We start from the raw sequence: 24,000 nt of genomic DNA on the forward strand, positions 1-24,000 counted from the left end.
CCTCATTCCGCCGCAGCGGCGACGCCGCCGAGATAGGCCTCGATGACGCGCTCGTTGGCCTGCACCTCGGCCGGCTTTCCTTCAGCGATCTTCTGGCCGAAATCGAGCACCGTCACCGTGTCGCACAGGCCCATGACCACATCCATGTGATGCTCGATGAGCACGATGGTGAGCCCCGCGTGGCGCACCTTCCGAATGATCTCCACGAGGTGCTTGATATCAGGCGCGGTGAGGCCGGCGGCCGGCTCGTCGAGTAGCAGAAGAGCCGGGTCGAGGGCCAGCGCGCGGGCGATTTCGAGCAGGCGCTGCTTGCCGTAGGGCAGGTTGCGCGCCTCCTCGTTGGCGAGATCCGCGAGGCCGACGAAGTGGAGCAGGCTCATGGCCCGCTCGCGCGCCGCCTTCTCCTCCCGCCTTATGCGCGGCAGGCCCAGCGCAACCTCGGCGAAAGTCGCCTGATAGGTGTGGTGGAGGCCCACCAGCACGTTCTCGATGAGCGTCAGCTCGGCGAAGAGCTGCACGTTCTGGAAGGTGCGGGCGATGCCCTCACTGGCGATGTCGGCGGAGGTCTTGCCGGTCACCGCCTGCCCCTTGAACCGGACGGCGCCGGCGGTGGGCACATAGATGCCGGTGAGCACGTTCATCATGGTGCTCTTGCCGGAGCCGTTCGGCCCGATGAGGCCGTGGATGGTGCCGGGCTTCACCTCGATGGACACCTGATCCAGCGCCCGGAGGCCGCCGAACTGCATCACCACATTGTCCACGTGGAGCAGCACGCCCTCATGGCCCTCATGCGAGGCGGTGACGGCCTTGCCGTGGGTGTCGGCATGGATGACCGCGTGGGTCTGCACGAGGCTCGGCCAGAGCTGGGCGGCGGCGCGCTTCAGGAAGCCGACGATGCCATCCGGCAGGTAGTAGACCACGAACAGGATCATCACGCCGAAGACGGCGAGCTTGTAGTCCGTGATCTTCTGCAGCAGCAGCGAGAAGACGAAGAAGGCGAGGCACAGCACCACGGGGATGGCGTTGCGCACCCGGTTCTCCGGGTCTTTCACGAAGGCCCGCGCGCCGGCGATGACGGCGATGAGCGCGATGGTGCCGGCGATGTAGCGGAACAGCTCGATGTCGGAGAGTAGGTTCGGCAGGAACACGATGATCACCGCGCCGAGGATGGGCCCCAGCCGTGACTTGCGCCCGCCCACCGTGACGGCGAGCAGGAACTGCACCGAGAGCTCGAAGCCGAAATTGTTCGGCGCGATATATTGCTCGGAATAGGCGAACAGCGCCCCGGCGAGGCCCGCGAGGCCGGCGGAGACCACGAAGGCCAGCACCTTGTGCTTGTACACCGACACGCCCATGCAGTCGGACGCGATGGGGCTGTCGCGCAGCGCCTCGAACGCCCGGCCGAGGTGGGAGGCGAGGATGCGGTTGATGATGATGAGCGTCAGCACCAGCGCGATGGCGGCGATGTAGTAATATTCCACTTCCTTCATGCGCTTCAGCGACATGTCGAACAGCGGAATGCTGTCGCCGAGCCAGCGCAGGTCGAGGAAGAGGGGCGTCGTCAGCTTGATGCCGAGCGGGCCGTTGGTGAGATCCGTCATCTCGTTGATGAGGATCTGGACGATGGTGCCGAAGGCCAAAGTCACCATGGCGAGATAGGGGCCGGTGACGCGCAGCGCCGGCAGCGCCAGCACCACGCCGAACACCGACGCGACGATGATCGCCAGCGGCAGCGCCGGCCAGAAGCCGATGCCGAAATGCATGGCGAGGCAGCCGGCTGTGTAGGCGCCGATGCCGAACAGCGCGGCATGGCCGATGGACACCTCGCCCGTATAGCCGAACACCACATCGAGCCCGAGCAGCAGGATCGAGAAGATGGCGATGGTGACGAGCAGGTGCAGGTAATAGGGGCTCGTCACCACGAAGGGCAGCACGACGAGCACCGCGAGGCCGAGGAGCGACCCCGTGGAGGAAAGGAGGCGGCGCGCGAGCATGGGGCTCAGACCTTCTTGATGGTGGCGCGGCCGAACAGGCCCGAGGGCTTCAGCGAGAGCACCAGCAGCAACAGGACGAGGCCGGGCACGTCCTTGTATCCGGTGGAGATGTAATAACCGGTCAGCGTCTCGGTGATGCCGAGGATGAGGCCGCCGACGATGACGCCCATGCCGCTGGACAGGCCGCCGATGATGGCCACCGCGAACGCCTTCAGCCCCAGCACCGCGCCCATGGTGGCGCCGGTGAGGGTGACGGGGGCGATGAGCACGCCGGCAAAGGCGGCGGTCATGGAGGAGAGGGCATAGGAGAAGGTGATGACGCGCCGCGTGTCGATGCCCATCAGGCCCGCCGCGTCGCGGTCATTGGCGGTGGCCACCACGGCCTTGCCGAAGATGGACCGCCGGTTGAAGATTTCCACCGCCAGCATGATGGCGAGCGCGCCGAGGACGATGGCGATCTCCATGGGCTGGATGCGCACCGGCCCGATGGTGAGGGCGGCCTCCGGCAGCGGGGAGGGGAAGCGCAGGGCGTCACGGCCCCAGATGTTCTCGGCGAGATTGCGGAAGATGATGCCCAGCGCAATGGTCGCCATGATCCAGCCGGCTTCCGACTTCGCCTTCACCGCCTGCCGCACGCCGAGCCATTCCACCACCGCGCCCTGCGCGAGGCCGAAGGCGAAGACGATGGGCAGCATGAGCAGGTAGGCCCACAGGGTGCCGAGCGCCTGCCCAATGAGGAAATTGATGGTGGTGAGGCCCACCAGAGCCCCCAGCATCAGGGCCTCGCCCTGGCCGAAGTTCAGGGTTTTCGAGGTGGCGAAGGTGAGCTGGTAGCTGAAGGCGATGACGCCGTAGATCATGCCTACGGCGATGCCGCTCACGATGAGCTGCGACAGGACGTTCATGACGGTCTCCGGAAGGGGGCGCGGCCCCCGCGTCGGGGCAGGGTTCCGGGCGAACCGGCCGCCACGCTCTATTGGCGCGGCGATCCGAATGGTGTGGGCGAAGGGGCGGGTGGCGGTCGGGGGAAGGGGCTGCCAGAGCCCACCCCCGCCGGCCCCTCCCAGTGCCGTCATGCCCCGGCTTGTCCGGAAGTCGGCTGTTGCCGACTTCCGTCTCTGGCGTCGGAACCCGGCAACAGCCGGGTTCCGGGGCATCCACTTCGCCGCTGGGCCGGCGCCCTTTCATCAGAGCGGCCTCCCCGACTTTCCGTGGGTCCCCCGGACAAGCCGGGGGACGACGGTGCACACGGTGGCTGGGTCAGCGAACCGGAACTCGAGCCCTCTCAGCCTCAGTTCTTGGGCTTCACCCGCACCGCCTTGTCGCCGGCGATGTCTTCGGGATGGGCGGCGACGACGCGGCCGTCCTTGACGAGGCCGAACACCGGGATGTTGGCGGTGATGGCTTCGTGGTCGGTGGCGGAGAAGGGCTTGTCGTAGACGGTAACGACGCCCTCGACCTTGGTGTTGAGGTTTTCCAAGGCGTCGCGGACCTTGCGGCCGTCGGTGGAGCCCGCCTGCTTGATGGCGGCGGCGAGCAGCAGCACCGAATCATAGCCCTGCGCGGCCGACACCGGCGAGGGCATGCGGTCGATCTTGTAGGCGGCCTGATAGGCCTCGATGAACGCCTTGCGCTTGGGGGTGTCGGGCAGCTGGATGAAGGTCTGCGGCATCATCGCGCCGTTGCCGTTGGCACCGGCGGTGTCGATGAAGTTGGCCATGGAGAGCGTCCACGAGCCGATCATCGGCACCTTCCAGCCGAGCTTGGCCATGCCGTTGGCGATCTGCGCCAGCTCGGGGCCGATGGCGTAGGTCAGCACCACGTCGGCGCCGGCTTCCTTGGCGCGCAGCAGCTGCGCGGTCATGTCGGTGTCGCCGATGTTGAACTTCTCTTCGGCGACCGGCTTCACGCCCATGGTGGCGAGGGCCTTCACCAGATCGGCGCGGCCGAGCTGGCCGTAATTGGTGGAGTCGGCGAGGATGGCCGGCTTCTTGAAGCCCTGCCGCTTCACCGCTTCCTCGGCGATCATGGCGCTCTGGATGGCGTCATTGGCGGAGGTGCGGAAGATGTAGTTGTTCTTGTTGTCCGGCGGCACGAACTGCTTGGAGATCAGGGTGCCGGTGGCCACGTTGTTGATCACCGGAATCTCGGCTTCCTGATAGAAGCGCTGGGAGGCGAGGGCCACGCCGGTGTTGATGTAGCCGAGGGTGGCGACGACGCCTTCCTTGTTGATCAGCTCCTGGGCGATCTGCACGCCCACCTCGTTCTTGGCCTCGTCATCGCGCTCGATGAGCTGCAACGGACGGCCGAGCACGCCGCCGGCCTTGTTGACCTCGTCCACGGCGAGCTTCACGCCGTCGCGCATGCTGACGCCCATGGAGGACGAGCCGCCGGTGAAGGGGCCGGTCAGGCCGATTTTGATGGGGTCGGCGGCGTAAGCTGCACCGGAAAAGGCAAGCCCGAAAACGGCAACGCCTGCGGCCAAAGCCGCGACCATGCTCCTCAGTCGCATCTTCTACTCCCTGTGTTCCCGATTATTCGGTTATTATACTTTTGTAGTGCCCGCCCGCTCGGTGGCGGGGCGGCTCTCAATCGTTTAAGCGAATTGAGCGGGGCGCGCCACCATAACCTAGCGGAATGTCGGGTGCGGCCTTTGCTGCTGCCGTTTTTGCAGGCAGCCACACGCTCGCGATACGGGTCGCCGGTGATTTCGGACCACGCATTTTTGAAGCAATGAGCAAGATGTGATCGCGCGATACGCCTCCCGACGCGGTCTTTCCGCAGGTGCGCGCAGTCTTTCGCATCTGCGAAGGTGCCGTTGACGCAGGGGGCGGCCGCCGCCTATGGTCGCGGTGACGGTTCCCGCAAGGGATCAAAAGGGAACGCGGTGCTCCGGTCTCACCGGAAATGCCGTGGCTGCCCCCGCAACTGTAAGCGGCGAGTCCTCTGCCATCAGCCACTGGGTCGCGAGACCTGGGAAGGCGGCAGTCTGGGCGATGACCCGCGAGCCAGGAGACCTGCCGTCAGCCGTGGTCACGCGCGAGCACGTCGGGCGGGGTTCTCCTGATGGCGGTTTTTCCGGGCCTAATGTGGCCGGGGATGCCTCGTTCGCGGTGACGGACCACCCGTGCCGTCGAGTGCCTTCATGTCTTCCGCCGTCCAATCCCGATCCCGCCGCGCGCTGCCGGCCGCGGCCCTGCTCACGCTCGCCTGTGTTCCGCTTGCCTGTGTTGCGCCCGCGCTCGCCCAGACGGCGGACGACCAGAATGCGGGCGACCTGCCCACCATCGTCGTCAGCGCCACCGGCATTCCCACGCCCGAGAACGAGGTGGCGAGCTCCGTCAGCATCGTCACGGAGCAGGACATCGCCCGCAACCAGCAGCGCACCCTGCCGGACGTGCTGCAATCGCTGCCCGGCCTCAACGTGGTGCAGACGGGCGGGCCGGGCGGCACCACCTCGGTGTTCATCCGCGGCACCAATTCCAACCATGTGAAGGTGCTGATCGACGGCATCGATGCCGGAAATCCCGCCGCCACCAACGGCGCGTTCGACTTCGGCAAGCTGCTGGCGTCCGATCTCGAGCGGGTGGAGGTGCTGCGCGGCCCGCAGTCCGGCCTCTACGGCTCGGATGCCATCGGCGGCGTCATCTCCATCACCACCAAGAAGGGGGAGGGGCCGCCCAAGGTTTCCGCCTATGCGGAGGGCGGCGCGCTCGGCACCTTCAACCAGTATGCGAGCCTCACCGGCGCCACTGAGAAGCTGGCCTATTCGTTCAACGTCACTCACTTCTCGTCCACCGACATTCCGGTGACGCCGCAGAACATCGCGCCTCCCGGCTGGCCCCTCAATCCCAATGCCTACGACAACTGGACCTATTCCACCCGGCTCGACTGGCAGGCCACCGACACCTTCGCGGTGAATTTCGTCGCCCGCTACATCGACACCAGCCTCGCCTTCACGCCGGACACCTATCCGCCGCCAACCTATGCCGGCATCCCGGCGGCGCTGCGCTCCACGGCCTATGCCAGCATGTTCTTCACCAAGGGGGAGGGCGTGTGGACGGCGCTGGACGGAAGTCTCGTCACCACCTTCGGCGTGAGCGATCTGTCCAGCTCCAACCCGACGGTGGGGCCGAACCCGGACGTGAACGGCACCTATGACGGCGACCGGCAGGTCTATTATGTCCGCTCCAACTATCTGGTGGCGCCGGGCCAGAACCTGCTGGTGGGCGCCGAGCGGCGGAACGAGTCCATGACCTCCTCCACCGCCTATGCCAGCGTGGACGCCTCGACCGGCGACACGGGCGTCTATGCGGAGTACCAGGGCAACCTCTGGAACCGGCTCTTCTTCGCCGCCAATGTGCGCTACGACGCCGACGACAGCTTCGGCGACCACACCACCTTCCGCCTCGCCCCGGCGCTGCTCTTCGACGAGACCGGCACCAAGTTGAAGGCGAGCTACGGCACCGGCTTCAAGGCGCCCACGCTCTACCAGCTCTACGCGCCCTATTACGGCAATTTGAACCTTCAGCCGGAGGAGAGCGAAGGCTGGGATGCCGGATTCGAGCAGAAGGCGTTCGGCGAGCGGGTGCTGTTCGGGGTGACGTACTTCCACAACAACATCACCAACCTCATCAGCTACGATCCGGCGACGTACCAGAACGTCAACATCTCCAGCGCCGTGTCGCAGGGCGTGGAGGCGTTCGTGGCGGTCAAGGTGACGGACCGCATCGATGCGCGGGTGGACTACACCTACACCGACGTGGTGGGCTACGTGCCGCCCGGCCAGCCCTTCGGCGCCGCCTGCGCGCCCATCAATGCCACCTCCTGCTATCCCCTGCGGCGGCCCAACAACAAGGTGAGCCTGACGCTCGGCTGGCGTCCCACCGACGAGCTCGATCTGTCGGCGAGCCTCGTCTATGCCTCCTCCTGGTGGGACATCGTGCGTCTCACGTCGAATTACATCGACCAGCCCGGCTATACGGTGGTGAATGTGGCCGCGAACTACCGGATGAATGCCGTCACCACCGTGTTCGGGCGCATCGACAATCTGTTCAACCAGACCTACGAGAACCCCAACGGCTTCCTCGCCCCCGGCTTCGGTGCCTATGGCGGGGTGAAGCTCACATGGTGAGGCCCGATCGGTGAAGCGCCCATGGTGAGTCAGTGAGGGGCAAGGCGGCCGGGCTGATGCTCGCGGCCCTTCTCGCCTCCGCTCCGGCGGGGGCGCAGGAGCCGCGTGTTCCGCCGCACGCCCGGCCCCGCGTCGTCTCCCTCAATCTGTGCACGGACGAATTGGCCCTGCGGCTCGCTGATCCGGGGCAGGTGCTCTCCGTCACCCATCTCGCGCGCGATCCGCTCGCCTCCAACGTGGCGGACCGCGCGCGCGACGTGCCGGTCAATCGCGGGCTGGCGGAAGAGGTGGTGCCGCTGAAGCCGGACCTCGTCCTCGCCGGTGCCTACACCACCCGCACCGCCACCGCCGTGCTGCGCCGCCTCGGCTTCGAGGTGCTGGAGCTGAAGGAACCGCAGACCCTCGACGAGGCCTATGCGCAGATCCGCATGGTGGCGGCGCGGCTCGGCGTGCCGGAGCGGGGCGCGGCCATGGTGCGGGAGATGAAAGAGGCCTTCGCCCGCCTGCCGCCGGTGGCGGGTCCACGCCCCACCGCCGTGGTGCTGCGGCCCAACGGCTTCACCACCGGCCGCGGCTCGCTGGCGGACGAACTGATGGAGAAGGCCGGCCTCACCAACCTCGCGGCCCAGCTTCCCACTGACAAGATGGGCCAGCTCGCGCTGGAGGAGATCGTGCGCGCCGCGCCCGATCTCGTGGTGGTGAATGCCGATGAGGCGGCGCCGCCCTCGCTCGCGGACGCCCTGCTGCACCACCCCGCGCTCGCCCCCTTCAAGGACCGCACGCTAGCGCTGCCGCTAAAGCTGTGGACCTGCGCCGGGCCGGACCTCGCCGAGGCGGCGGCGCAACTCGCGGCGGCGCGGGCGCGGCTCGCCGGGCCGGAAGCGGCGCGACCGGCCGCCATCCACCACGCGTCCGCCGAGGGTGTGCGCTGATGCCGTCGCGCGTCGTCCTCGCCCTCGGCCTTCTGGTGCTGGTGCTGTTCTGCGCGTCGGTGGCGGTGGGCTATGCGCCGCTCGATTTGCGCGCCGCTTTCGCCGATCTCCTCGCCGGTCGGTCGAGCGTGGCGGCGCTGGTGCTGTCCGAACTGCGCCTGCCGCGCGCCATTCTCGGCGCGGCGGTGGGCTTCAGCCTCGGCCTCACCGGGGCGGCCTTGCAGGGGCTGATGCGCAATCCGTTGGCCGATCCCGGCGTGGTGGGCGTGTCCGGCGCGGCGGCGCTGGGGGCGGTCATCGCCTTCTATTTCGGCTTCTCCGCCTCTTTCGCGCTGGCGCTGCCCTTGGGCGGGCTGATGGGCGCGGCGGCGGCGACCGCCGTGCTGCTGGCGCTCGCGGCGCGGGGGGCGGGGACGGTGATGCTGATCCTCGCCGGCGTCGCCCTCTCCAGCCTTGCGGGCGCGCTCACCGCGCTGGCGCTGAACCTCGCGCCGAGCCCCTATGCGGCGCTGGAGCTGGTGTTCTGGCTCATGGGCTCACTCGCCGACCGCAGCCTCGTGCATGTGGCGCTGGCGCTGCCCTTCATGGTGGTGGGCTGGGGGCTGGTGCTCGCCACCGGCCCGGCGCTCGATGCGCTCACATTGGGCGAGGACGCCGCCGAAAGCCTCGGCTTTCCGCTGCGCCGGGTGCGGCTGCTGGTCATCGGCGGCACGGCGGCAGCGGTGGGCGCGAGCGTGGCGGTGGCGGGGGCCATCGGCTTCGTGGGGCTGGTGGTGCCGCATCTGGTGCGCCCGCTGGTGGGCCACCGGCCGGGCCGGCTTCTGGCCGTGAGCGGACTTGCCGGCGCGGCCCTCACCCTCGGCGCGGATATCGTGGTGCGGCTCGTGCCCACCCGGCCGGAGCTTCAGCTCGGCGTGGTGACGGCGCTCATCGGCGCGCCCTTCTTCCTGTTCCTCCTCGCCCGTCTCAGGGGGAGGGAAGCATGAGGCTTGCCGCCCGTTCCGTCTCCGTCACGCGCGGCGCCGCGACTCTGGTGCGCGACCTCAGCCTCGATGTCGAGGGCGGCACCTTCCTCGGCCTGCTCGGCCCCAACGGTGCCGGCAAAACCAGCCTGATGCGGGTGCTGGCCGGCCTCGAAGTGCCAGCCTCTGGCGACGTTCTTTACGATGGCCGCAGCGCTACCGAGATCGGCCGGCGCGGGCTCGGGCGGACCATCGCCTACCTGCCGCAGGACGGGCGAATCCATTGGCCTTTGCCGGTGGAGGAGGTGGTGGCGCTGGGGCGCCTGCCCCATGGCACGGCGGCGGTGGATGAGGCCGCGCGGCGGGCCATGGCGGCGGCCGGGGTGGAGGCGCTCGCCCGGCGCTCCGCCGATACCCTCTCCGGCGGCGAGCGGGCGCGGGTGCTGCTCGCCCGCGCGCTGGCGGTGGAAGCACCCATCCTGCTTGCCGACGAGCCCTCCGCCGCGCTCGATCCGCTGCACCAGCTCGAAGTCATGGCGCTGCTGCGGGACACCGCCCGGCGCGGCGCGGTGGTGGTGGCGGTGCTGCACGATCTGACGCTGGCCGGCCGCTTCTGCGATCGCCTCGCCCTGATGAAGGACGGCCGGCTCCTCGCCGAGGGTGCGCCGGCCGCGGTGCTCGATGACGCTTATCTCGCCGAGGCCTTCGGCGTGGACGCCGTGCGCCTCACCCATGACGGCGAGACGGTGGTGCTGCCGTGGGCGCGGCGCAGATAGAGCACCGTTTCAGCCGACCCCGTGGGCCATGATGAGCACGCTGATCATGACCACGGCGACGAGGCCGAACAGCCCGATCAGCCCGTAGATCATCACCTTGTCCGAATAGTCGGGCGCAGGCGGCAGGTTCTGGGACGGCCGCCGCACCGGGGCGGCGGGCCGGGCGGGAGGCGCGGGAGGCGGGGCCGCCGGGATTTCCGCCACCGCGACGACGGGCGCGGCAGGGAGGACCGGTTCCGCCGTGCGGACGGGTTCGGCGACGGCAATGGCCATGGGGGCGGGGACGGGGGCGGCTGCGGCCGCACTCACGGGCACCGCCACTGCCACCGGCGCCGCCACTGCCACGGGCGTCGGTACGATGTGCGCGCGCCTGGGTGGTGGGGCTTGCCTTTTCCCGTCTCCGGCGGTCCGCGCATCCGCCGTGAAGCGCGCGTTGGCGAGCACGAAGATGGCGGCGGCGGGCGGCACCAGCACGAACAGGGCTTCCGCATTGGCCGCGACCCAGCCGGACCACAGCGGATCGGTGACGATGAGGCTGCCGGCGATCCAGCCGAGGAAGGCGGTGCCGATGAAGGTGAGGGCGGGGATGTGCTTCATCGCCTCGGCCATCACGAAGCTGCCGAAGAAGATGAGCGGCACCGACAACAGCACGCCGCCCACCAGAAGGCTGAGATGGCCTTCGGACACGGCGGCCAGCGCCACCACATTGTCGAGGCTCATGATGGCGTCGGCGATGAGGATCACCAGCGCCGCGCCCAGCAGGCCGCCCCCCTGGCCGAGGGAGGGGTCGAACTCCATCTCCCGGTCGCCCTCGCGCCGCCGCCGGTATTCGCCGGCCAATAGGTTGATGGAGATGACGGCCAGCAGCAGCCCTCCGCCGATCTTCAGCAGCGGGATAGCCATGAGCGTGCCGGCGAGGGCCGCGATGACCAGCCGGAAGAAGACCGCCCCCGCCGCACCGAGCATCACCGCCTTGCGCACCTGCTCCGCCGGCAGGCTGCGGCAGGCCAGTGCGATGAGCAAGGCGTTGTCGCCGCTCAGCAGGATGTCGATCAGGAAGATCTTCAGGCTCGTGCCGAACCAGGAAAGGTCAGCGCCGAGATCCATCGCCGGGTGTCCTTCTCAAATGCGTCGGGGGGCGGCCGGTCAGGGCTTCGGGGTGCCGGTCGGGGCTGGGCCGGGCAGGGGCGTGCCCTTGGCCGGTCCGCCCGTGCCTGTCGCGCTCACGCCTGCTGCGCTCATGCCGTCGGCGAGGGTCGGTCCGCGCGTCAGGGCGCCGAGGAAGTCGGCATCCGGCGAGAGCAGCAGCATGGGCGAGGCGCCTGCAAGCGTCTGCCGGTAGGTCTGCTGGGTGCGCATGAAGGTGTAGAAGGCGGGGCTGTGGTCATAGGCCTCGCCGAGGATCTGGGAGGCCTTGGCGTCGGCCTCGCCGCGGGCGACCTTGGACTTCTGCTGCGCCTCCGCGAGGATGACGGTGCGCTGGCGGTCGGCGCGGGCCTGGATCTCCTGCGCCCATTCGAAGCCCTGCGCGCGCAGCTCCTTGGCCTCGCGCTGGCGCTCGGACTTCATGCGGTCGTAGATGGCCTGGCTGGTCTCGGCCGGCAGATCGGCGCGCAGCAGGCGCACGTCCACCACGTCCACGCCGAGGGAGCGCCCGCGCTCGATCACCTCGTTGCGGATCTTGTCGATGATGCGGTCGCGCTCGGTGGAGAGGAGATCCACCAGCTTGGCCTGTCCCAGCTCCCGGCGCACCGCCGAGCTGACGATCTGCGCGAGCCGCGACTGGCCCTGCTCCACGCCGCCCACCGCCTGGTAGAAGGCGAGCGGATCGGTGATGCGGAAGCGGGTGTATGTGCTCACCTCGATGCGCTTCTGGTCGCCGAGGATGATCTGCTCGGCGGGCGGCTCCAGCGAGATCAGGCGGCGCTCGAAAGTGATCACCGTGTCAATGAACGGCGCCTTGAAATAGAGCCCCGGCTGATCGTGGATGGCGATGGGCATGCCGAGCCGCACCACCAGCGCGCGCTGGGTCTGCTGCACGGTGAAGGCGAAGGAGGAGGCGAAGGCGACGATGAGGATGCCCACCCCCAGCGCGATGAAACCGGCGCGCTTCACTTGGCGCCTCCCGTGCTGGCCTGATCCGCGACGGGCGGGGCGGGGAGGGTGGCGGCGCGCTTCTCCGCCTCGGTGAGCGGCAGATAGGGCACGATGCTGCTGCCGTGGGCGGAGAGGTCCACGATGACCCGGCCGGAGTGCTTCAGCACCTCGTCCACCCCTTCCAGATAGAGGCGGCGCAGGGTTACGTCCTTGTGTCGCTCATAGGCGGCCTCCACGGCGAGGAAGCTCTGCGCCTCGCCCTTGGCGAGGTCCACCGCCTGCTCGCCATAGGCCTGCGCCTCCTGCACGATGCGCTCGGCCTCGCCGCGGGCGCGGGGCAGGATGTCGTTGCGGTAGGCCTCGGCCTCGTTGCGCGCCCGCTCCTGGTCGGCCCGCGCGCGCTGCACGTCGTTGAAGGCGTCGATGACGGCGGCGGGCGGATCGATGCGCAGCAATTGCACCTGGGTGATGACGATGCCGGCCTGATACTTGTCGAGCAGGCGCTGGAGCACGACCTCGGTCTGCTGGGCGATCTGCTGGCGCTTGTCGGAGAGCGCCGCCTGGATGGGGTTCTGGCCGATGACCTCGCGCAGGGCGCTTTCGGCGGTCACGCGCAGCGTGCCTTCCGCGTCCGCCACGTTGAACAGGAACTGGCCGGCATCGCGGATGCGCCAGAACACCACGCAATCCACCTCGACGATATTCTCGTCGCCGGTCAGCATCTGGCTGCGCTCGCGCCGTCCATCGCGGGAGCCGAGGACCATCTGATTGATCTGGGTGATCTTGGGCAGGAGGATGGTGTCGATGGGGTAGGGCCAGTGGTAGTGAACGCCGGAGGGCTCAGTCGCCACCCACTTGCCGAAGCGCAGCACGATGCCCTGCTCGTCCGGCTGCACCCGGTAGAAGCCGCTCGCCGCCCACAGCACCGCGATGAGCCCCGCCGCCACCAGCGCCCCGCGCCGCCCGAAATGGGGCAGCCGCAGCATCTCCGACACCTGCTCCCGCGCCAGCCCCTCGAACGGCTGCGGACGAGCCGGTTCGGGACCGGTCGCAGGCGGTGGGGTCTCTTCAGTAGGCGGCACGGCTTCAATATTCGCCATTCAGGCTGACCTCAGGTCAGGTAATTTTTGATATTACCTAAAGTAATGGGCGGCGCAGGCCCAATGGATGGCGACGGACCATAGAAGATTTCAATCTCCATTCGCAATTGCCCGCGTCTCGCCTTGGGTGCGGCATCTCGCGGCCCCGGTTCCGGCCCCGGTGATGTGCAATTTTATTCTATTTGACAGTGTGTTGGCTGATGCTTCTGGGGCCTGGCCGGCGGCGCGGGGCATCCCTTCCGTTCCGCGAGGTGGCGCACCGGGAGGAGCCGGCAACCACCGTTGCGCAAGTCTTCCGCTGCGGCACTGCGGTGACAACGCGCACCCCGCCCGGTTCCGTCGCGTGTGCGAAGCAGATAGCAAGGGACGCCTGTATCCGCGCGCGCCTGCTCGTGCTTGCGCGCGCTCTTCCTGCAGGCGCCACGCCGTCCTCACAGCAAGCGGAATTCGACACCATGGCCAGCGTCTGCACCAATGGGGTGGACACCGGGTTCGTCGCCCTCGGCACCGGCAAGGTGGCCGTCCTCGGCGTCGTCCAGGGCATCACCGAGCTTCTGCCCATCTCCTCCACGGCGCACATGCGCCTCGTGCCGGCGGTGCTCGGCTGGCCCGATCCCGGCTCCGCCTTCTCGGCGGCCATGCAGCTCGCTGCTCTGTTCGCGGTGGTGACCTATTTCTGGAGCGACCTGCGTGCGCTCGCCTGCGGCACGATCTCGTCGGTGCGAACGGGGGATTTCACCGCCCATGCGCCGAAGACCGTGCTCGGCATCATCCTCGGCACCATCCCCATCGTCATCGCCGGCGTGCTCTTGAAGAGCAAGCTGAACGCCTGCGGCTCGTCCTTCCGCGAACTGTGGGTCATCGGCGCGGCGAGCCTCGTCATGGGTCTCCTGCTCGGCATTGCGGAAATGACCAGCCGCCACACCCGCACCTTCGCGCAGATCAAGCTGCCGGACGCGCTGGTGGTGGGCCTCGCGCAGGTGGGCGCGCTCATTCCCGGCGTGTCGCGCTCGGGCTCGACGCTGACGGCGGCCATGTTCCTCGGCCTGCGCCGCGAGGATGCCGCGCGCTTCTCCTTCCTGCTCGGCCTGCCGGCCATCTTCGCGGCGGGCGTGAAGGAATTGCTGGAGCTGCATCACGCCGGCCTCGACATGCAGGGCTGGGAGGTGCTCGGCGTCGGCCTTCTCACCGCCTCGCTCTCCGCCTTCATCGCCATCTGGACGCTGATGCGGGTGATGGAGCGCCTCTCCTCCTGGCCCTTCGTGTTCTACCGCATCGGCATGGGCGTGTTCCTGCTGGTTGCCGTGTGGCGGGGCGTGCTCTCCTGAGCGCTCGACACACCGGGCGCCTCGCGTAACCTCTGCGCCACGGCCGAGAGGAAAGAGGGGGCGCGATGACGGAAGGGCAGGTTGCGGACCAAGCCGGCCTGCGCCGGACCGTGCTGGTGGTGGCGCTGGCGAACCTCACCTATTTCGGCGTGGAGTTCGCGGTGGCGCTGGCCATCGGCTCAGTCTCGCTGTTCGCCGACAGCGTGGACTTTCTGGAGGACGCCAGCGTCAACCTCCTGATCTTCGTCGCCCTCGCCTGGTCGGCGCGGGCGCGGGCGAAGGTGGGCATGGCGCTGGCGCTGATCCTGCTCATTCCCGGCCTCGCCACGCTCTGGACCGCCTGGGACAAATTCCTTGATCCGGTGGCGCCGCAGCCCCTCGCATTGTCCCTCACCGGCCTCGGCGCGCTGGTGGTGAACCTTTCCTGCGCCTTCCTCCTCGCCCGCTACCGGGACCATCGCGGCAGCCTGACGAAGGCCGCCTTCCTCTCCGCCCGCAACGACGCCTTCGCCAACGTGGCGATCATCGCGGCGGGCGCCGTCACCGCCTTCCTGTGGCACTCCGCGTGGCCCGACCTCATCGTCGGCCTCGCCATCGCCGCCCTCAATCTCGATGCCGCCCGCGAAGTCTGGGAAGCCGCCCGCGAGGAGCACCGCGCCGAGGCTTGAGGGCGCTTGTCAGCCGTCGATGATGTGCGGCACGAAGCGGGAGAGGTTGGCGGTGATGGGCGAGGCGTCCTCGCGGATGCCCATGCCGCAGGCGGTGTCGCCGACGATCCAGCTGCCGATCACTGCATAGCCGTGCGCCGACTCGAAGAGCGGCGCGGCCGCCTGCACCACATAGCCCTCTTCGCCGTAGCGGCCGGGCGTCGTCTCTACGTGGTCGCCGCGCACCAGCGTCACGTTCTCGCCTTCGCGGGACAACAGCGGCTTCACCACATGATCGCCGAGCGCATCGGCGCGCGGATCTCCCGCGAAATAGGCCGGCAGCAGGTTGGGGTGGCCGGGGAACATCTCCCACAGCAGGGGCAGGATCGCCTTGGTGGAGAGCATCGCCTTCCACGGCGGCTCGATGAAGGTGCAGCGGGCGCCGGCGAGGTGGACGGCGAAGGCCTCGTCGAACATCCATTCCCACGGATAGAGCTTGAACATCCGCGCGATGACGAGATTGTCGAGATCGATGAAGCGCCCGCGCACATCGACTCCGATGTCGGCCATGTTGATGAGCTGCACCCGGTTTCCGGCCTGCTGCGCGCAATCGGCGAGATAGGTCAGCGTGCCGCCGTCCTCCACGTCGTCCAGCATGCCGGCGAGGTGGAGACGTGGCCCGGTGCCCATGGTGGCGAACTGTGCCACGAGGCGTTCGTGCACCGAATTGAACTGGTCGGCACCGGCCGGAACGATGCCGAGGCCGCGCGCCTCCTCCAGCCAGATCCACTGAAAGACGGCGGCCTCATAGAGGCCGGTGGGGGTGTCGGCGTTGTATTCCAACAGTTTCGCCGGCCCCGTGCCGTCATAGGCGAGGTCGAAGCGGCCGTAGAGCGTGGGTTCGGCCGCGCGCCATGAGGCCGCCACCAGATCGCGATGGGCCTCCGGCACGCCGAGGCGCGCCATGATGCGCGCGTCCGCCACCGCGCGTTCGGCGAGGGCGAGGCACATCCGGTGGAGGTCGCGGCTCGGGTCCTCGATGGCGTCCTCGATCTCCGCGAGGGAGAACGAGAACATGGCGCTCTCGTCCCAGTAGGGCGCGCCATACATGTCGGCGAAGTGGAAGCCGAGCCGCGTGGCCGTCGCGCGCCAGTCCGGGCGCGGGGAGATGGAATGGCGACGCATCAGGAGCCGCCGCCTTTTCCCCCGCCGCCCTTGCCTCCGCCGCCATGGGCGCCGAACCCGCCGCGTCCCCCCGCGCCGATGCTCTTGCCGCCGCCCACAGACGTCGGGCCGAGGAACGCGCCCCCGCCGCCCCCGGCGCCCACACTGACGAAGGCGGAGAGCTGCCGGTAGGAGGTGGGATCGCGCAGCGAGCGATAGAGCGCGGTGCCCGAATTTGCCTCACGGCCGGGGAGGGCCTGGCTGAGGAGGAAGCCGGTCATCACCGGCACCACCACGTCGGCGAGGGTGCCGTCGAACCGTTTCACCACAGTGAAGTCGCAGGCGCTGTCGGTGGCGCGCTCGCACTCTGCGCGGGATGTGAAGCGCGGCGCGCTCTGCACATGGGCGCGCTGCGCCTCGGCATAGGCGGTCGCGCAGGTCTGCGCCGGCACGTCGTCGGCGACGCACTGGCGCACCGCGTCCGCCCGATTGCCCTCATAGATGAGTTCGCTGGGCTCGTCCGGGCCGCTGCAGGCATAGAAGGTCAGCGCCGTTCCGCCGAGAAGGAGGCCAAGACTGATCTGAGTAGAGCGCTTCATCGCGCTGCGTCCCCCTCCCAGGTCCCCGCATGCAGCTTCCCCGCGCGCAGGTCCCCCGCACGGCGGAAGCGGAACCTAAGGTTGTCTCCTCCCAAGGTAAAGGGGGGCGGGTGACGCAGCGTCCGCTATGTCAGCGAAATTGGCCGCATGGCGAGCGGGATCTGGACCGTATCCGCCGGCGTTGTCACGCTGCCGCTGCTTCCTGCCGCCATGGCGGGGGCTTCGGCCGCTTTTTCCGCGTTGGGGAACGACGAGTTCCGGGGGGCTGCCGATGGTCGCGGGCGAGGTTCAGGGGACGGGGCGGGGCGACCTTGGAGAGACGTCCCATCAAGTGCCGTCGCGCCGCGCGATGCTGGGGCTGGATGCGCTCAATTTCTTTCTGGCGGACGTGCGCGACGGGCTGGGGCCCTATCTCGCCATCTATCTGCTCGCCGTGCGCGGGCCGGAGCAGGGCTGGACGGAGGCGACCGTCGGCTTCGTCATGACCATTGCCGGCCTCACCGGGCTGCTCGCGCAGACCCCGGCCGGCGCGCTCATCGACAGCAGCCGCAACAAGCCGGCCATCGTCATCGCCGGTGCGCTGGCGGTGACTTTGACCTGCCTCTCGCTGCCCTTCCTGTCGAATTTCTATCTGGTGGCGGGCAGCCAGTCGCTGGCTGCCATAGCGGGCGCGATCTTTCCGCCCGCGCTCTCCGGCATCACGCTGGGCCTCGTGGGGCCGAAGGCGTTCGCGCGGCGCATCGGGCGCAACGAGGCGTTCAACCATCTCGGAAACGCGGTCTCCGCCGCCATCGCCGCCGGGACGGCCGTGATCTTCGGCCCCATCGTGGTGTTCTGGCTCATGGCTGTGCTGGCCGTGCTCAGCATCGGCGCCATGCTGGCGGTGCCGCGCCGGGAGATCGACGACACGCTGGCGCGCGGCCTCTCCCATGATCCCGCCCACCACGAGCAGCCCTCCGGCCTGAAGATGCTGCTGTCGAGCCGGCCGCTGCTGATCTTCGCGCTGACCTGCTTCCTCTTCCACCTCTCCAACGCGGCCATGCTGCCCACCACCGGGCAGTTGCTGACCTATGTGGTGGGCAAGGAGCAGGCGACCTCCCTCATCGCCTTGTGCATCGTGGCGGCGCAATGCGTGATGGTGCCCATGGCGATCATGGTGGGCGCGAAGGCGGACGCGTGGGGCCGAAAACCCATCTTCCTCGTCGCCTTCGCGGTGCTGGCGTTGCGCGGCGCGCTCTATCCCTTGTCCAACGATCCGTTCTGGCTGTTCGCCGTGCAGTGCCTCGACGGTGTGGGCGCCGGCATCTTCGGCGCGCTCTTCCCCGTGGTGGTGTCGGACCTCACGCGCGGCACCGGGCGCTTCAATGTCAGCCAGGGGGCGGTGGCCACGGCGCAGGGGCTGGGGGCGGCCTTCTCGGCCTCCATCGCCGGCGTCATCATCGTCGCCGCCGGCTACAGCGCCGCCTTCCTCACCCTCTCCGCCATCGGGGCGGCGGGCTTCCTGCTCTATCTGTTCGCCATGCCGGAGACGGGGGCTGCGGGCACCAAGGAACCCGCCGTGCCGCCGCCCGGCAGCGCGACCGTATCGCCATAGAGCGCTTCGGCCTCACTCTTCAGCCCGCCGCGAAAGACGAAGATTTCGCACGCGCGGCGGGCGGTGTCGCCGAGGGTCGCCTCATAGTGGACCACCATGCGCTGGCCCGGCTCGTCGCAGATGGCGGCGAGGAGGCGGAATTCCAGCCGCTCGATCCGCGCCAGCGCGGCGCGCCAATAGGCCTCGATGGCCGGGCGGCCCTCCAGCGTGGGGCTCCCGGTCATCTGCAGGGCGATGGGGCTGCGGAACCGGGCATCGTTGGTGAAGGCGGAGAGGGCCGCCTCCACGTCGCGCCGGTTCCAGGCGGCGATCCAGGCATCGGCATGGTGGAGCATCTGCTCGCGCGTGAGCGTCACGGTCGGGTCCTCGGACTGGCTCATGGCGCCTCCGCCGCGTGGCAGCACACGCAGATCTTGTTGTCGTCGCGGTCGCGGAAGTAGGCGCCGTAATAGTTGGGGTGATAGTGCGGCCTGAGGCCCGGGCCGCCTTCGTCCGTGCCGCCGGCAGCCAGCGCCATGCGGTGGATGTCGTCCACGCTGGCGCGGTCCGGCGCGAGGAGCGCGACCATGGCGCCGTTTCCGGGGGTGGCAGGGCCACCGTCAAAGGGCCGGCACAGCAGGAACAGGGGCCGTCCGCCCGCCACAGGCTCCCACCCCGCCATCCCGCTTTCGGGGTTGAAGAAACGCAGGCGCCAGCCGAGCCGCGCCATCAGCGGGTCATAGAAGGCCTGCGCGGCGACGATGTCGTTGGTGCCGACATTCACGTGGGAAATCATGCGGGCCTCACCATGGGGTTCCATCCTTGCGGGTGAAGGACCAGCCGGTGGCGGAGAAATGCGCCACGAGATCGTCCTCGGGATAGGTGCCGGCATCCTGCGGGTCGCGGTCGCCGATTTCCAGATAGCGGACCTCCGCCTCGCTGCGGTTGACGAGGTGATGGGCGAGCCCGTTGGCGGGAAAGCCGATGCACATGCCGGGGCCGAGCGGGAATTCGCCCTCGTCCGTGCGCAGAGTGGGCGTGCCGGAGAGGATATAGACGAACTCCTCCTGCCTCGAGTGCCGGTGCAGCAGCGCGGACTGGGCACCCGGCGCGAGCGTCGTGAGGTTCACGCCGAAGCGGGAGAGGCCGAACGCATCGCCGAGCTGCCTTTTCTCCCGGCCCGCCATGCGCGCGGCGAAGGGCGCGGGATAGTTCGAGGGCTTGGTGCGCGGCGGCACGTCCTCGGCGGAAAGAGGGGTGCGGGCGGGGCCGGTCATGGCACACGCGTCATGGAGACGTCCTCATCAAGAACTTGCTGGAAGCTAGCGGATGTTTGGGCTCAAATGGGTGAGAAATTCTCACCTGTCCGATGCGTGCGGGGAAGCGTCCATGTCGTCCAATCGGCCTTCGCTACGGGGCCTTGCGGCCCTCGATGCGCTGGCGCGGCACAAGAGGCAGGGGGCGGCGGCCGAGGCGCTGGGCATCTCGCGCTCGGCTCTCTCCCACCGCATCGCCGACCTTGAGGCGGAACTGGGCGCGCGGCTCGTCACCCGCTCCGGCCGGGTCTCCATGCTGACCGACGAGGGCACCGCGCTGCTCGCCGCCATGGGCGATGCCATCGGCCGGATCGAGGCGGCGGTGGCGCCCTTGCAGCGACGGCTGCGGCAGATCCGGCTCTCCACCGTGAACACGCTGGCGGCCAACTGGCTGCTGCCCCGCCTGCCGCGTTTCCAGCGCGCCCATCCCGACATCGAGATCGCGGTGCTGACCACCCAGCGGGTGGTGGACCTCGACGGCGAGGATGTGGACTGCGCCATCCGCAACGGCATGGGCGACTGGCCCGGCATTCAGGCACGGCTTCTCTTCCGCGAGACGCTGGTGCCCGCCGCCGCGCCCGGTCTGGCGCTGGGCCGGCCGTCCGATTGGCCGGTCATCCGCGCCCGTGCCCGCTTCCGCGACTGGCCGCTGTGGTGGCAACAGACGCGGCAGAAGGGGGAGGCTCCGGCCGGCGGCATGGTGGTGGAGAACCGGGCGCAGGCGCTGGAGGCGGCGCTGGCCGGGGCCGGCGTCGTCCTCACCGACGCGCGTTATCTGGACACGCACCTCGCCGCCGGGCGGCTGCGGGTGCTGGGGCCGGTGATCGCGCTGGAGAGCGGCTTTTATTTCGTCCGCAGCCGGGCGCCGCGCAATCCGCGCAACATCGATGCCCTCGCGCGCTGGCTGGCAGACGAGGGCCAGGCGGCGCCGCAAGCCGGGTGGCCGCCGGGCGCTGCCGACTAAGGGAGCGGCGCGGCACCCTGCGATGCCGCGCCGCCAATCATCCCGCAAAGCCGCTGCCGGTCGGCAGCGGATCGAAGCGCACGAGCCGGCTGTCGGCGACGCCGGCCTGCCGGTGCGCCATGGCCTCGCGATAACGCGGATCGCGCAGCATCTGCACGAACGCATCGGGGCTGGGATATTCGGCGATGAAGGCGATGTCCCAGCGGGTCTCCGGCGGCCCGACGAGGGACAGCTCGAAGTCGCCACGCCACACGATGCGCCCGCCGATCTCCGCCAGCACCGGCGCGCTGAGACGGCTGTAGGCCTCATAGGCCTCGGCGCCGGTGGTGACGCGGCCGTCCGCATAAGTCACGCGCGGGCGCAGGCGGATCAGGTTCAGCAGGTGCACCGGGCCGGGGCGGTCGTTGGCGGCGAAGGCGGCGAACGTCTCGCGGGAGAAGCTGGTGTGTCCCTCCATGGCTCAGCCCTCCGCCGAAGCCGTCCAGAGCCCCGGATAGGCCGGCGCGCGGCGGGCGATCCAGGCATCCAGCCCCTCGCGCAGATCGGCGGTGGGGGCCATGCGGGCGAACTGCTCGGCCTCCACCAGCAGGCCCTCGGCGATGGGCAGATTGATGCCGCGCGTCACCGCCGTGAGGATGGTCGAAACCGCGAGCGGGGAGTGGACGAGGATGCGCTCCAGGAGGTCCCGGGCGCGGGGCAGCAGCTCGTCGTGGGGCACCACGGCATTCACCAGCCCCAGCTCCAGCGCGCGCTGCGGGGTGAAGGTCTCGCCGGTGAGCAGCAGCTCCATCGCCCGCTTGCGGCCGGCGAGGCGCGGCAGGCGCTGGGTGCCGCCGAAGGTGGGCGGCATGCCGAGCAGGATCTCGGGCTTGGCGAACACCGCCCGGTCGCTGGCGATGGCGAGCGGCGCGGCTTCCGTCACCTCGCAGCCGCCGCCATAGGCGAGGCCGTTCACCGCCACCACCAGCGGCTTGCGGAACGCCTCCACCCGCGCCGTCAGCCTTTGCCCGCGCGCCACGAAATCCCGCAGCGCCGCCTCGGGGCTCTGCGCCACCGAGCGGGAGAATTCGGGAATGTCGCCGCCCGCCGAAAAGGCGCGTCCGGTGCCGGTGAGGATGACGCCGCGGATGCCGTCGTCGCCCTCGATTTCGTCGAGGTGGCGCAGCAGCGTCTCGATGGTGGCGTAGCTCAAAGCGTTGAGCTTTTCCGGGCGGTTGAGGGTGAGGGTGGCGATGGCGCCGTCGACCGTCTTCAGCACAAGGTCCGTCATGAGGGAACTCCCCGTTCGATGAGGCCCCGACCATGCCCGCGGCGTCCGGTTGAGTATACTCACTGTACGGTATACCTTGCGGCCATGCCGAAGCCCCCCAATGCCCGTGTTCAAGACAAGCGTGCCCAAGAAGCCCGCGCCCAAAATGCCCGCTCCCAGGACAGGCGCGCCCAGGACGGCCGTGCCCAGGACATCCGCGCCAAGGACACACGGGCGAAGATCGTCCAGGCCGCCTCCAAGCTGTTCTATGCGGAGGGGATCGGCCGGGTGAGCATGGATGCGGTGGCGGAGACGGCGGGCGTCACCAAGCGCACGCTCTACTATCATTTCGACAGCAAGGACGACCTCGTCGCCGCCTATCTCGACGCCCGCGACCAGCCGAACCTGACGCTTATGGCGGCGTGGTTCGCCGCCGCCGAGGGCGGGGCGGACGCGAAGGTCGCGGCCATTTTCGCGGCGCTCGCCAAGAGCGCGCGGCATCCCAAATGGAAGGGCTGCGGCTTCCTGCGCACCACGGCGGAACTCGCCGCCTTGCCGGGACATCCGGCGGTGAAGATCGGCGCCCGCCACAAGGCGGCCTTCGCCACGTGGCTCGCGGGTGAACTGGAGAGCGCCGGCTTCGATGCGCCGACCGCCCTCGCGCGGCAGATCCTGCTGCTGCTGGATGGCGCCTTCTCCGCCTCGCTGGTGCATCGGGATGCGAGCTGGTTCGAGGAGGCGGGCGCCGCCGCCGGCGCTCTGGTGCGCGCCCATCCGCGCGCGAAGAGCGCGGTATCGTGATGCATTGAGTGCTTGCAAGTCCGCCGCCGGCGGCGATGGTAGGCGCGTCAATCGCGGGAGACGGGCAGTGGACTACGTGAAATTCGGCGCGACCGGCCTCGAAGTCTCGAAGCTGTGCCTCGGCTGCATGACGTTCGGCGAGCCGAACCGGGGCTCCCACGCCTGGACCCTCAAGGAGGAGGAGAGCCGCCCGCTCATCCGCCAGGCACTCGACCTCGGCATCACTTTCCTCGACACCGCCAACGTCTATTCGGACGGCACGTCGGAAGAGATCGTCGGCCGCGCGCTGAAGGATTTCGTGCGGCGCGAGGAGGTGGTGCTCGCCACCAAGGTGTTCAACCGCATGCGTCCCGGCCCCAATGGTGCGGGCCTCTCGCGCAAGGCCATCATGGCCGAGATCGACGCCAGCCTGCGGCGCCTCGGCACGGACTATGTGGACCTCTACCAGATCCACCGCTTCGACCACGCGACCCCCATCGAGGAGACGCTGGAAGCGCTGCACGACGTGGTGAAGGCGGGCAAGGCGCGCTACATCGGCGCCTCCTCCATGCCGGCATGGCGCTTCGCCAAGGCGATCTACATCTCCCGCCTCAACGGCTGGACCCGCTTCGTGAGCATGCAGAACCACATGAACCTCCTCTATCGCGAGGAGGAGCGGGAGATGCTGCCCTTGTGCATCGAGGAAGGGGTGGCCGTCATCCCATGGAGCCCGCTGGCGCGCGGCCGGCTGGCGCGGGCGTGGGACGAGGCGACCTATCGGCTGGAGAGCGACGAATTCGGCAAGACGCTCTATGTGGCCGGCGACCGGGAGGTGGTGGACGCGGTGGGTGCCATCGCCGCCAACAGGGGCGTGCCGCGCGCGCAGGTGGCCCTCGCGTGGTTGCTGCAGAAGAAGGGCGTCACCGCGCCCATCATCGGCGCGTCCAAGCCCGGCCATCTCACCGACGCCGTGGCCGCCCTCTCGCTGACCCTGACGGCGGAGGAGATCGCGGCGCTGGAGGCGCCTTACGTGCCGCACGGCGTCGCCGGCTTCACGGACTGAGCCCCCGCGTCCACCGTGGCGAAAAGATCACGTTTCGTCGATCTGTGGGCGCCCGCTCCGCCCGCAGCAAAGTCGCCGCTTTGCCGTCGAAATTCCGCCCGCCGTCCGGAGCATCAGACGAGAGCGGGCAGGTTGGCCCGATCGTGTTTCTGGACAAGACCCATGAAGGGCATCGCTTTCGGAATTCTCCTCACAGTCGTCGCCGGTCTGCTGAGCGTCGGCGTCACCTTTGTGTTCGGCGGCAGCGGCGGTCTCAACTTCCTGCTCGCGCTCGGGGCCACGCTGGTGGCCCTCGCCATGGACGTGCCGACCGTCGCCTGAC

The 24,000-nt window shown here is 69.1% G+C and carries 24 protein-coding genes and 1 riboswitch; of the genes, 11 read left to right on the forward strand and 13 right to left on the reverse strand.

Annotation, left to right across the window (positions count from 1 at the left end):
- Positions 1-2: 2 nt before the first annotated feature.
- The 3 genes from XAN126_RS0108815 to XAN126_RS0108825 form a co-directional block, all read right to left on the reverse strand.
- Complete coding sequence (locus XAN126_RS0108815) at positions 3-1,994, reverse strand: branched-chain amino acid ABC transporter ATP-binding protein/permease (protein WP_024278225.1); 1,992 nt, start codon at positions 1,992-1,994, stop codon at positions 3-5.
- A gap of 5 nt (positions 1,995-1,999) precedes the next feature.
- Complete coding sequence (locus tag XAN126_RS0108820; protein ID WP_024278226.1) at positions 2,000-2,899, reverse strand: branched-chain amino acid ABC transporter permease; 900 nt, start codon at positions 2,897-2,899, stop codon at positions 2,000-2,002.
- 386 nt (positions 2,900-3,285) lie between these two features.
- Positions 3,286-4,506 (reverse strand): ABC transporter substrate-binding protein, encoded by a 1,221-nt coding sequence (locus tag XAN126_RS0108825; protein ID WP_024278227.1) that lies wholly within the window; start codon positions 4,504-4,506, stop codon positions 3,286-3,288.
- Between the two features lie 327 nt (positions 4,507-4,833).
- A riboswitch (cobalamin riboswitch) is annotated at positions 4,834-5,034 on the forward strand.
- A gap of 105 nt (positions 5,035-5,139) precedes the next feature.
- Here XAN126_RS0108825 and XAN126_RS0108830 point away from each other — a divergent pair.
- The 4 genes from XAN126_RS0108830 to XAN126_RS0108845 are packed head-to-tail and all read left to right on the forward strand — an operon-like array spanning position 5,140 to position 9,798.
- The gene (locus XAN126_RS0108830) at positions 5,140-7,128 is read left to right on the forward strand and encodes a TonB-dependent receptor (protein WP_024278228.1); all 1,989 of its coding nucleotides are present in this window, start codon (positions 5,140-5,142) and stop codon (positions 7,126-7,128) included.
- A gap of 56 nt (positions 7,129-7,184) precedes the next feature.
- Positions 7,185-8,060, forward strand: coding sequence for an ABC transporter substrate-binding protein (locus XAN126_RS0108835; RefSeq protein ID WP_051460569.1), 876 nt, complete (start codon positions 7,185-7,187; stop codon positions 8,058-8,060).
- Positions 8,060-9,046: an iron ABC transporter permease gene (locus XAN126_RS0108840; protein ID WP_024278230.1), complete on the forward strand. Its 987-nt coding sequence runs from the start codon at positions 8,060-8,062 to the stop codon at positions 9,044-9,046. The genes XAN126_RS0108835 and XAN126_RS0108840 overlap by 1 nt, the downstream gene beginning before the upstream one ends.
- Complete coding sequence (locus tag XAN126_RS0108845) at positions 9,043-9,798, forward strand: ABC transporter ATP-binding protein (protein WP_024278231.1); 756 nt, start codon at positions 9,043-9,045, stop codon at positions 9,796-9,798. The genes XAN126_RS0108840 and XAN126_RS0108845 overlap by 4 nt, the downstream gene beginning before the upstream one ends.
- 9 nt (positions 9,799-9,807) lie before the next feature.
- Here the strand turns inward: XAN126_RS0108845 and XAN126_RS26995 are convergent, their stop codons facing one another.
- The 3 genes from XAN126_RS26995 to hflK are packed head-to-tail and all read right to left on the reverse strand — an operon-like array spanning position 9,808 to position 12,995.
- The gene (locus tag XAN126_RS26995) at positions 9,808-10,905 is read right to left on the reverse strand and encodes a YjbE family putative metal transport protein (protein WP_024278232.1); all 1,098 of its coding nucleotides are present in this window, start codon (positions 10,903-10,905) and stop codon (positions 9,808-9,810) included.
- Between the two features lie 39 nt (positions 10,906-10,944).
- The gene (locus XAN126_RS0108855) at positions 10,945-11,913 is read right to left on the reverse strand and encodes a protease modulator HflC (protein ID WP_024278233.1); all 969 of its coding nucleotides are present in this window, start codon (positions 11,911-11,913) and stop codon (positions 10,945-10,947) included.
- Complete coding sequence (hflK, locus tag XAN126_RS0108860; protein ID WP_029876929.1) at positions 11,910-12,995, reverse strand: FtsH protease activity modulator HflK; 1,086 nt, start codon at positions 12,993-12,995, stop codon at positions 11,910-11,912. The genes XAN126_RS0108855 and hflK overlap by 4 nt, the downstream gene beginning before the upstream one ends.
- Positions 12,996-13,450: 455 nt before the next feature.
- Here hflK and uppP point away from each other — a divergent pair, with 455 nt between their 5' ends.
- Positions 13,451-14,323, forward strand: coding sequence for an undecaprenyl-diphosphatase UppP (gene uppP, locus XAN126_RS0108865; RefSeq protein ID WP_024278235.1), 873 nt, complete (start codon positions 13,451-13,453; stop codon positions 14,321-14,323).
- Between the two features lie 65 nt (positions 14,324-14,388).
- Complete coding sequence (locus XAN126_RS0108870; protein WP_024278236.1) at positions 14,389-14,991, forward strand: cation diffusion facilitator family transporter; 603 nt, start codon at positions 14,389-14,391, stop codon at positions 14,989-14,991.
- Positions 14,992-15,000: 9 nt separating this feature from the next.
- Here the strand turns inward: XAN126_RS0108870 and XAN126_RS0108875 are convergent, their stop codons facing one another.
- Positions 15,001-16,155: a glutathionylspermidine synthase family protein gene (locus XAN126_RS0108875; protein ID WP_024278237.1), complete on the reverse strand. Its 1,155-nt coding sequence runs from the start codon at positions 16,153-16,155 to the stop codon at positions 15,001-15,003.
- Positions 16,155-16,733, reverse strand: a complete 579-nt coding sequence (locus XAN126_RS29275; RefSeq protein WP_024278238.1) for a DUF1190 domain-containing protein — start codon at positions 16,731-16,733, stop codon at positions 16,155-16,157. The genes XAN126_RS0108875 and XAN126_RS29275 overlap by 1 nt, the downstream gene beginning before the upstream one ends.
- A gap of 349 nt (positions 16,734-17,082) precedes the next feature.
- Between XAN126_RS29275 and XAN126_RS0108885 the strand changes: the two genes are divergently transcribed.
- Entirely contained in the window at positions 17,083-18,327 is a 1,245-nt protein-coding gene (locus tag XAN126_RS0108885) for an MFS transporter (RefSeq protein ID WP_245272368.1), read from the forward strand.
- Here XAN126_RS0108885 and XAN126_RS27005 read toward each other — a convergent pair.
- Genes XAN126_RS27005 through XAN126_RS0108900 form a run of 3 tightly spaced genes read right to left on the reverse strand, consistent with a single transcriptional unit; the run spans position 18,240 to position 19,583 of the window.
- Positions 18,240-18,707, reverse strand: coding sequence for a nuclear transport factor 2 family protein (locus tag XAN126_RS27005; protein WP_024278240.1), 468 nt, complete (start codon positions 18,705-18,707; stop codon positions 18,240-18,242). The two genes, XAN126_RS0108885 and XAN126_RS27005, sit on opposite strands and share 88 nt — an antisense overlap.
- A complete protein-coding gene (locus XAN126_RS0108895; protein ID WP_024278241.1) occupies positions 18,704-19,102 on the reverse strand; it encodes a VOC family protein in 399 nt (132 codons plus the stop codon). Before XAN126_RS0108895 ends, XAN126_RS27005 begins: the two co-directional genes overlap by 4 nt.
- A gap of 7 nt (positions 19,103-19,109) precedes the next feature.
- On the reverse strand, positions 19,110-19,583 hold the full coding sequence (locus XAN126_RS0108900; RefSeq protein WP_024278242.1) for a cupin domain-containing protein: 474 nt from the start codon (positions 19,581-19,583) through the stop codon (positions 19,110-19,112).
- A gap of 112 nt (positions 19,584-19,695) precedes the next feature.
- Between XAN126_RS0108900 and XAN126_RS0108905 the strand changes: the two genes are divergently transcribed.
- A complete protein-coding gene (locus XAN126_RS0108905) occupies positions 19,696-20,586 on the forward strand; it encodes a LysR substrate-binding domain-containing protein (RefSeq protein ID WP_024278243.1) in 891 nt (296 codons plus the stop codon).
- 37 nt (positions 20,587-20,623) lie between these two features.
- Here XAN126_RS0108905 and XAN126_RS0108910 read toward each other — a convergent pair whose 3' ends face one another.
- Together XAN126_RS0108910 and XAN126_RS0108915 are read right to left on the reverse strand one after the other, a co-directional pair.
- Positions 20,624-21,043, reverse strand: a complete 420-nt coding sequence (locus tag XAN126_RS0108910; RefSeq protein ID WP_024278244.1) for a DUF1330 domain-containing protein — start codon at positions 21,041-21,043, stop codon at positions 20,624-20,626.
- Positions 21,044-21,046: 3 nt separating this feature from the next.
- Positions 21,047-21,856: a crotonase/enoyl-CoA hydratase family protein gene (locus XAN126_RS0108915; RefSeq protein WP_024278245.1), complete on the reverse strand. Its 810-nt coding sequence runs from the start codon at positions 21,854-21,856 to the stop codon at positions 21,047-21,049.
- Positions 21,857-21,940: 84 nt separating this feature from the next.
- On the opposite strand from XAN126_RS0108915, the gene XAN126_RS0108920 reads away from it, so the two are divergent.
- The 3 genes from XAN126_RS0108920 (at position 21,941) to XAN126_RS28235 (ending at position 23,999) form a co-directional block, all read left to right on the forward strand.
- Entirely contained in the window at positions 21,941-22,636 is a 696-nt protein-coding gene (locus XAN126_RS0108920) for a TetR/AcrR family transcriptional regulator (protein ID WP_024278246.1), read from the forward strand.
- 67 nt (positions 22,637-22,703) lie between these two features.
- Positions 22,704-23,678 carry an aldo/keto reductase gene (locus XAN126_RS0108925; RefSeq protein ID WP_024278247.1) on the forward strand — a complete coding sequence of 325 codons (975 nt, stop codon included), beginning with the start codon at positions 22,704-22,706 and terminating at the stop codon, positions 23,676-23,678.
- A 162-nt stretch (positions 23,679-23,840) separates the two neighbouring features.
- Positions 23,841-23,999: a hypothetical protein gene (locus tag XAN126_RS28235; RefSeq protein ID WP_155982261.1), complete on the forward strand. Its 159-nt coding sequence runs from the start codon at positions 23,841-23,843 to the stop codon at positions 23,997-23,999.
- The last annotated feature ends 1 nt before the right edge of the window (position 24,000 follow it).

Origin of the sequence: Xanthobacter sp. 126 (assembly GCF_000526175.1) — a bacterium.
GTDB lineage: Bacteria > Pseudomonadota > Alphaproteobacteria > Rhizobiales > Xanthobacteraceae > Xanthobacter > Xanthobacter aminoxidans.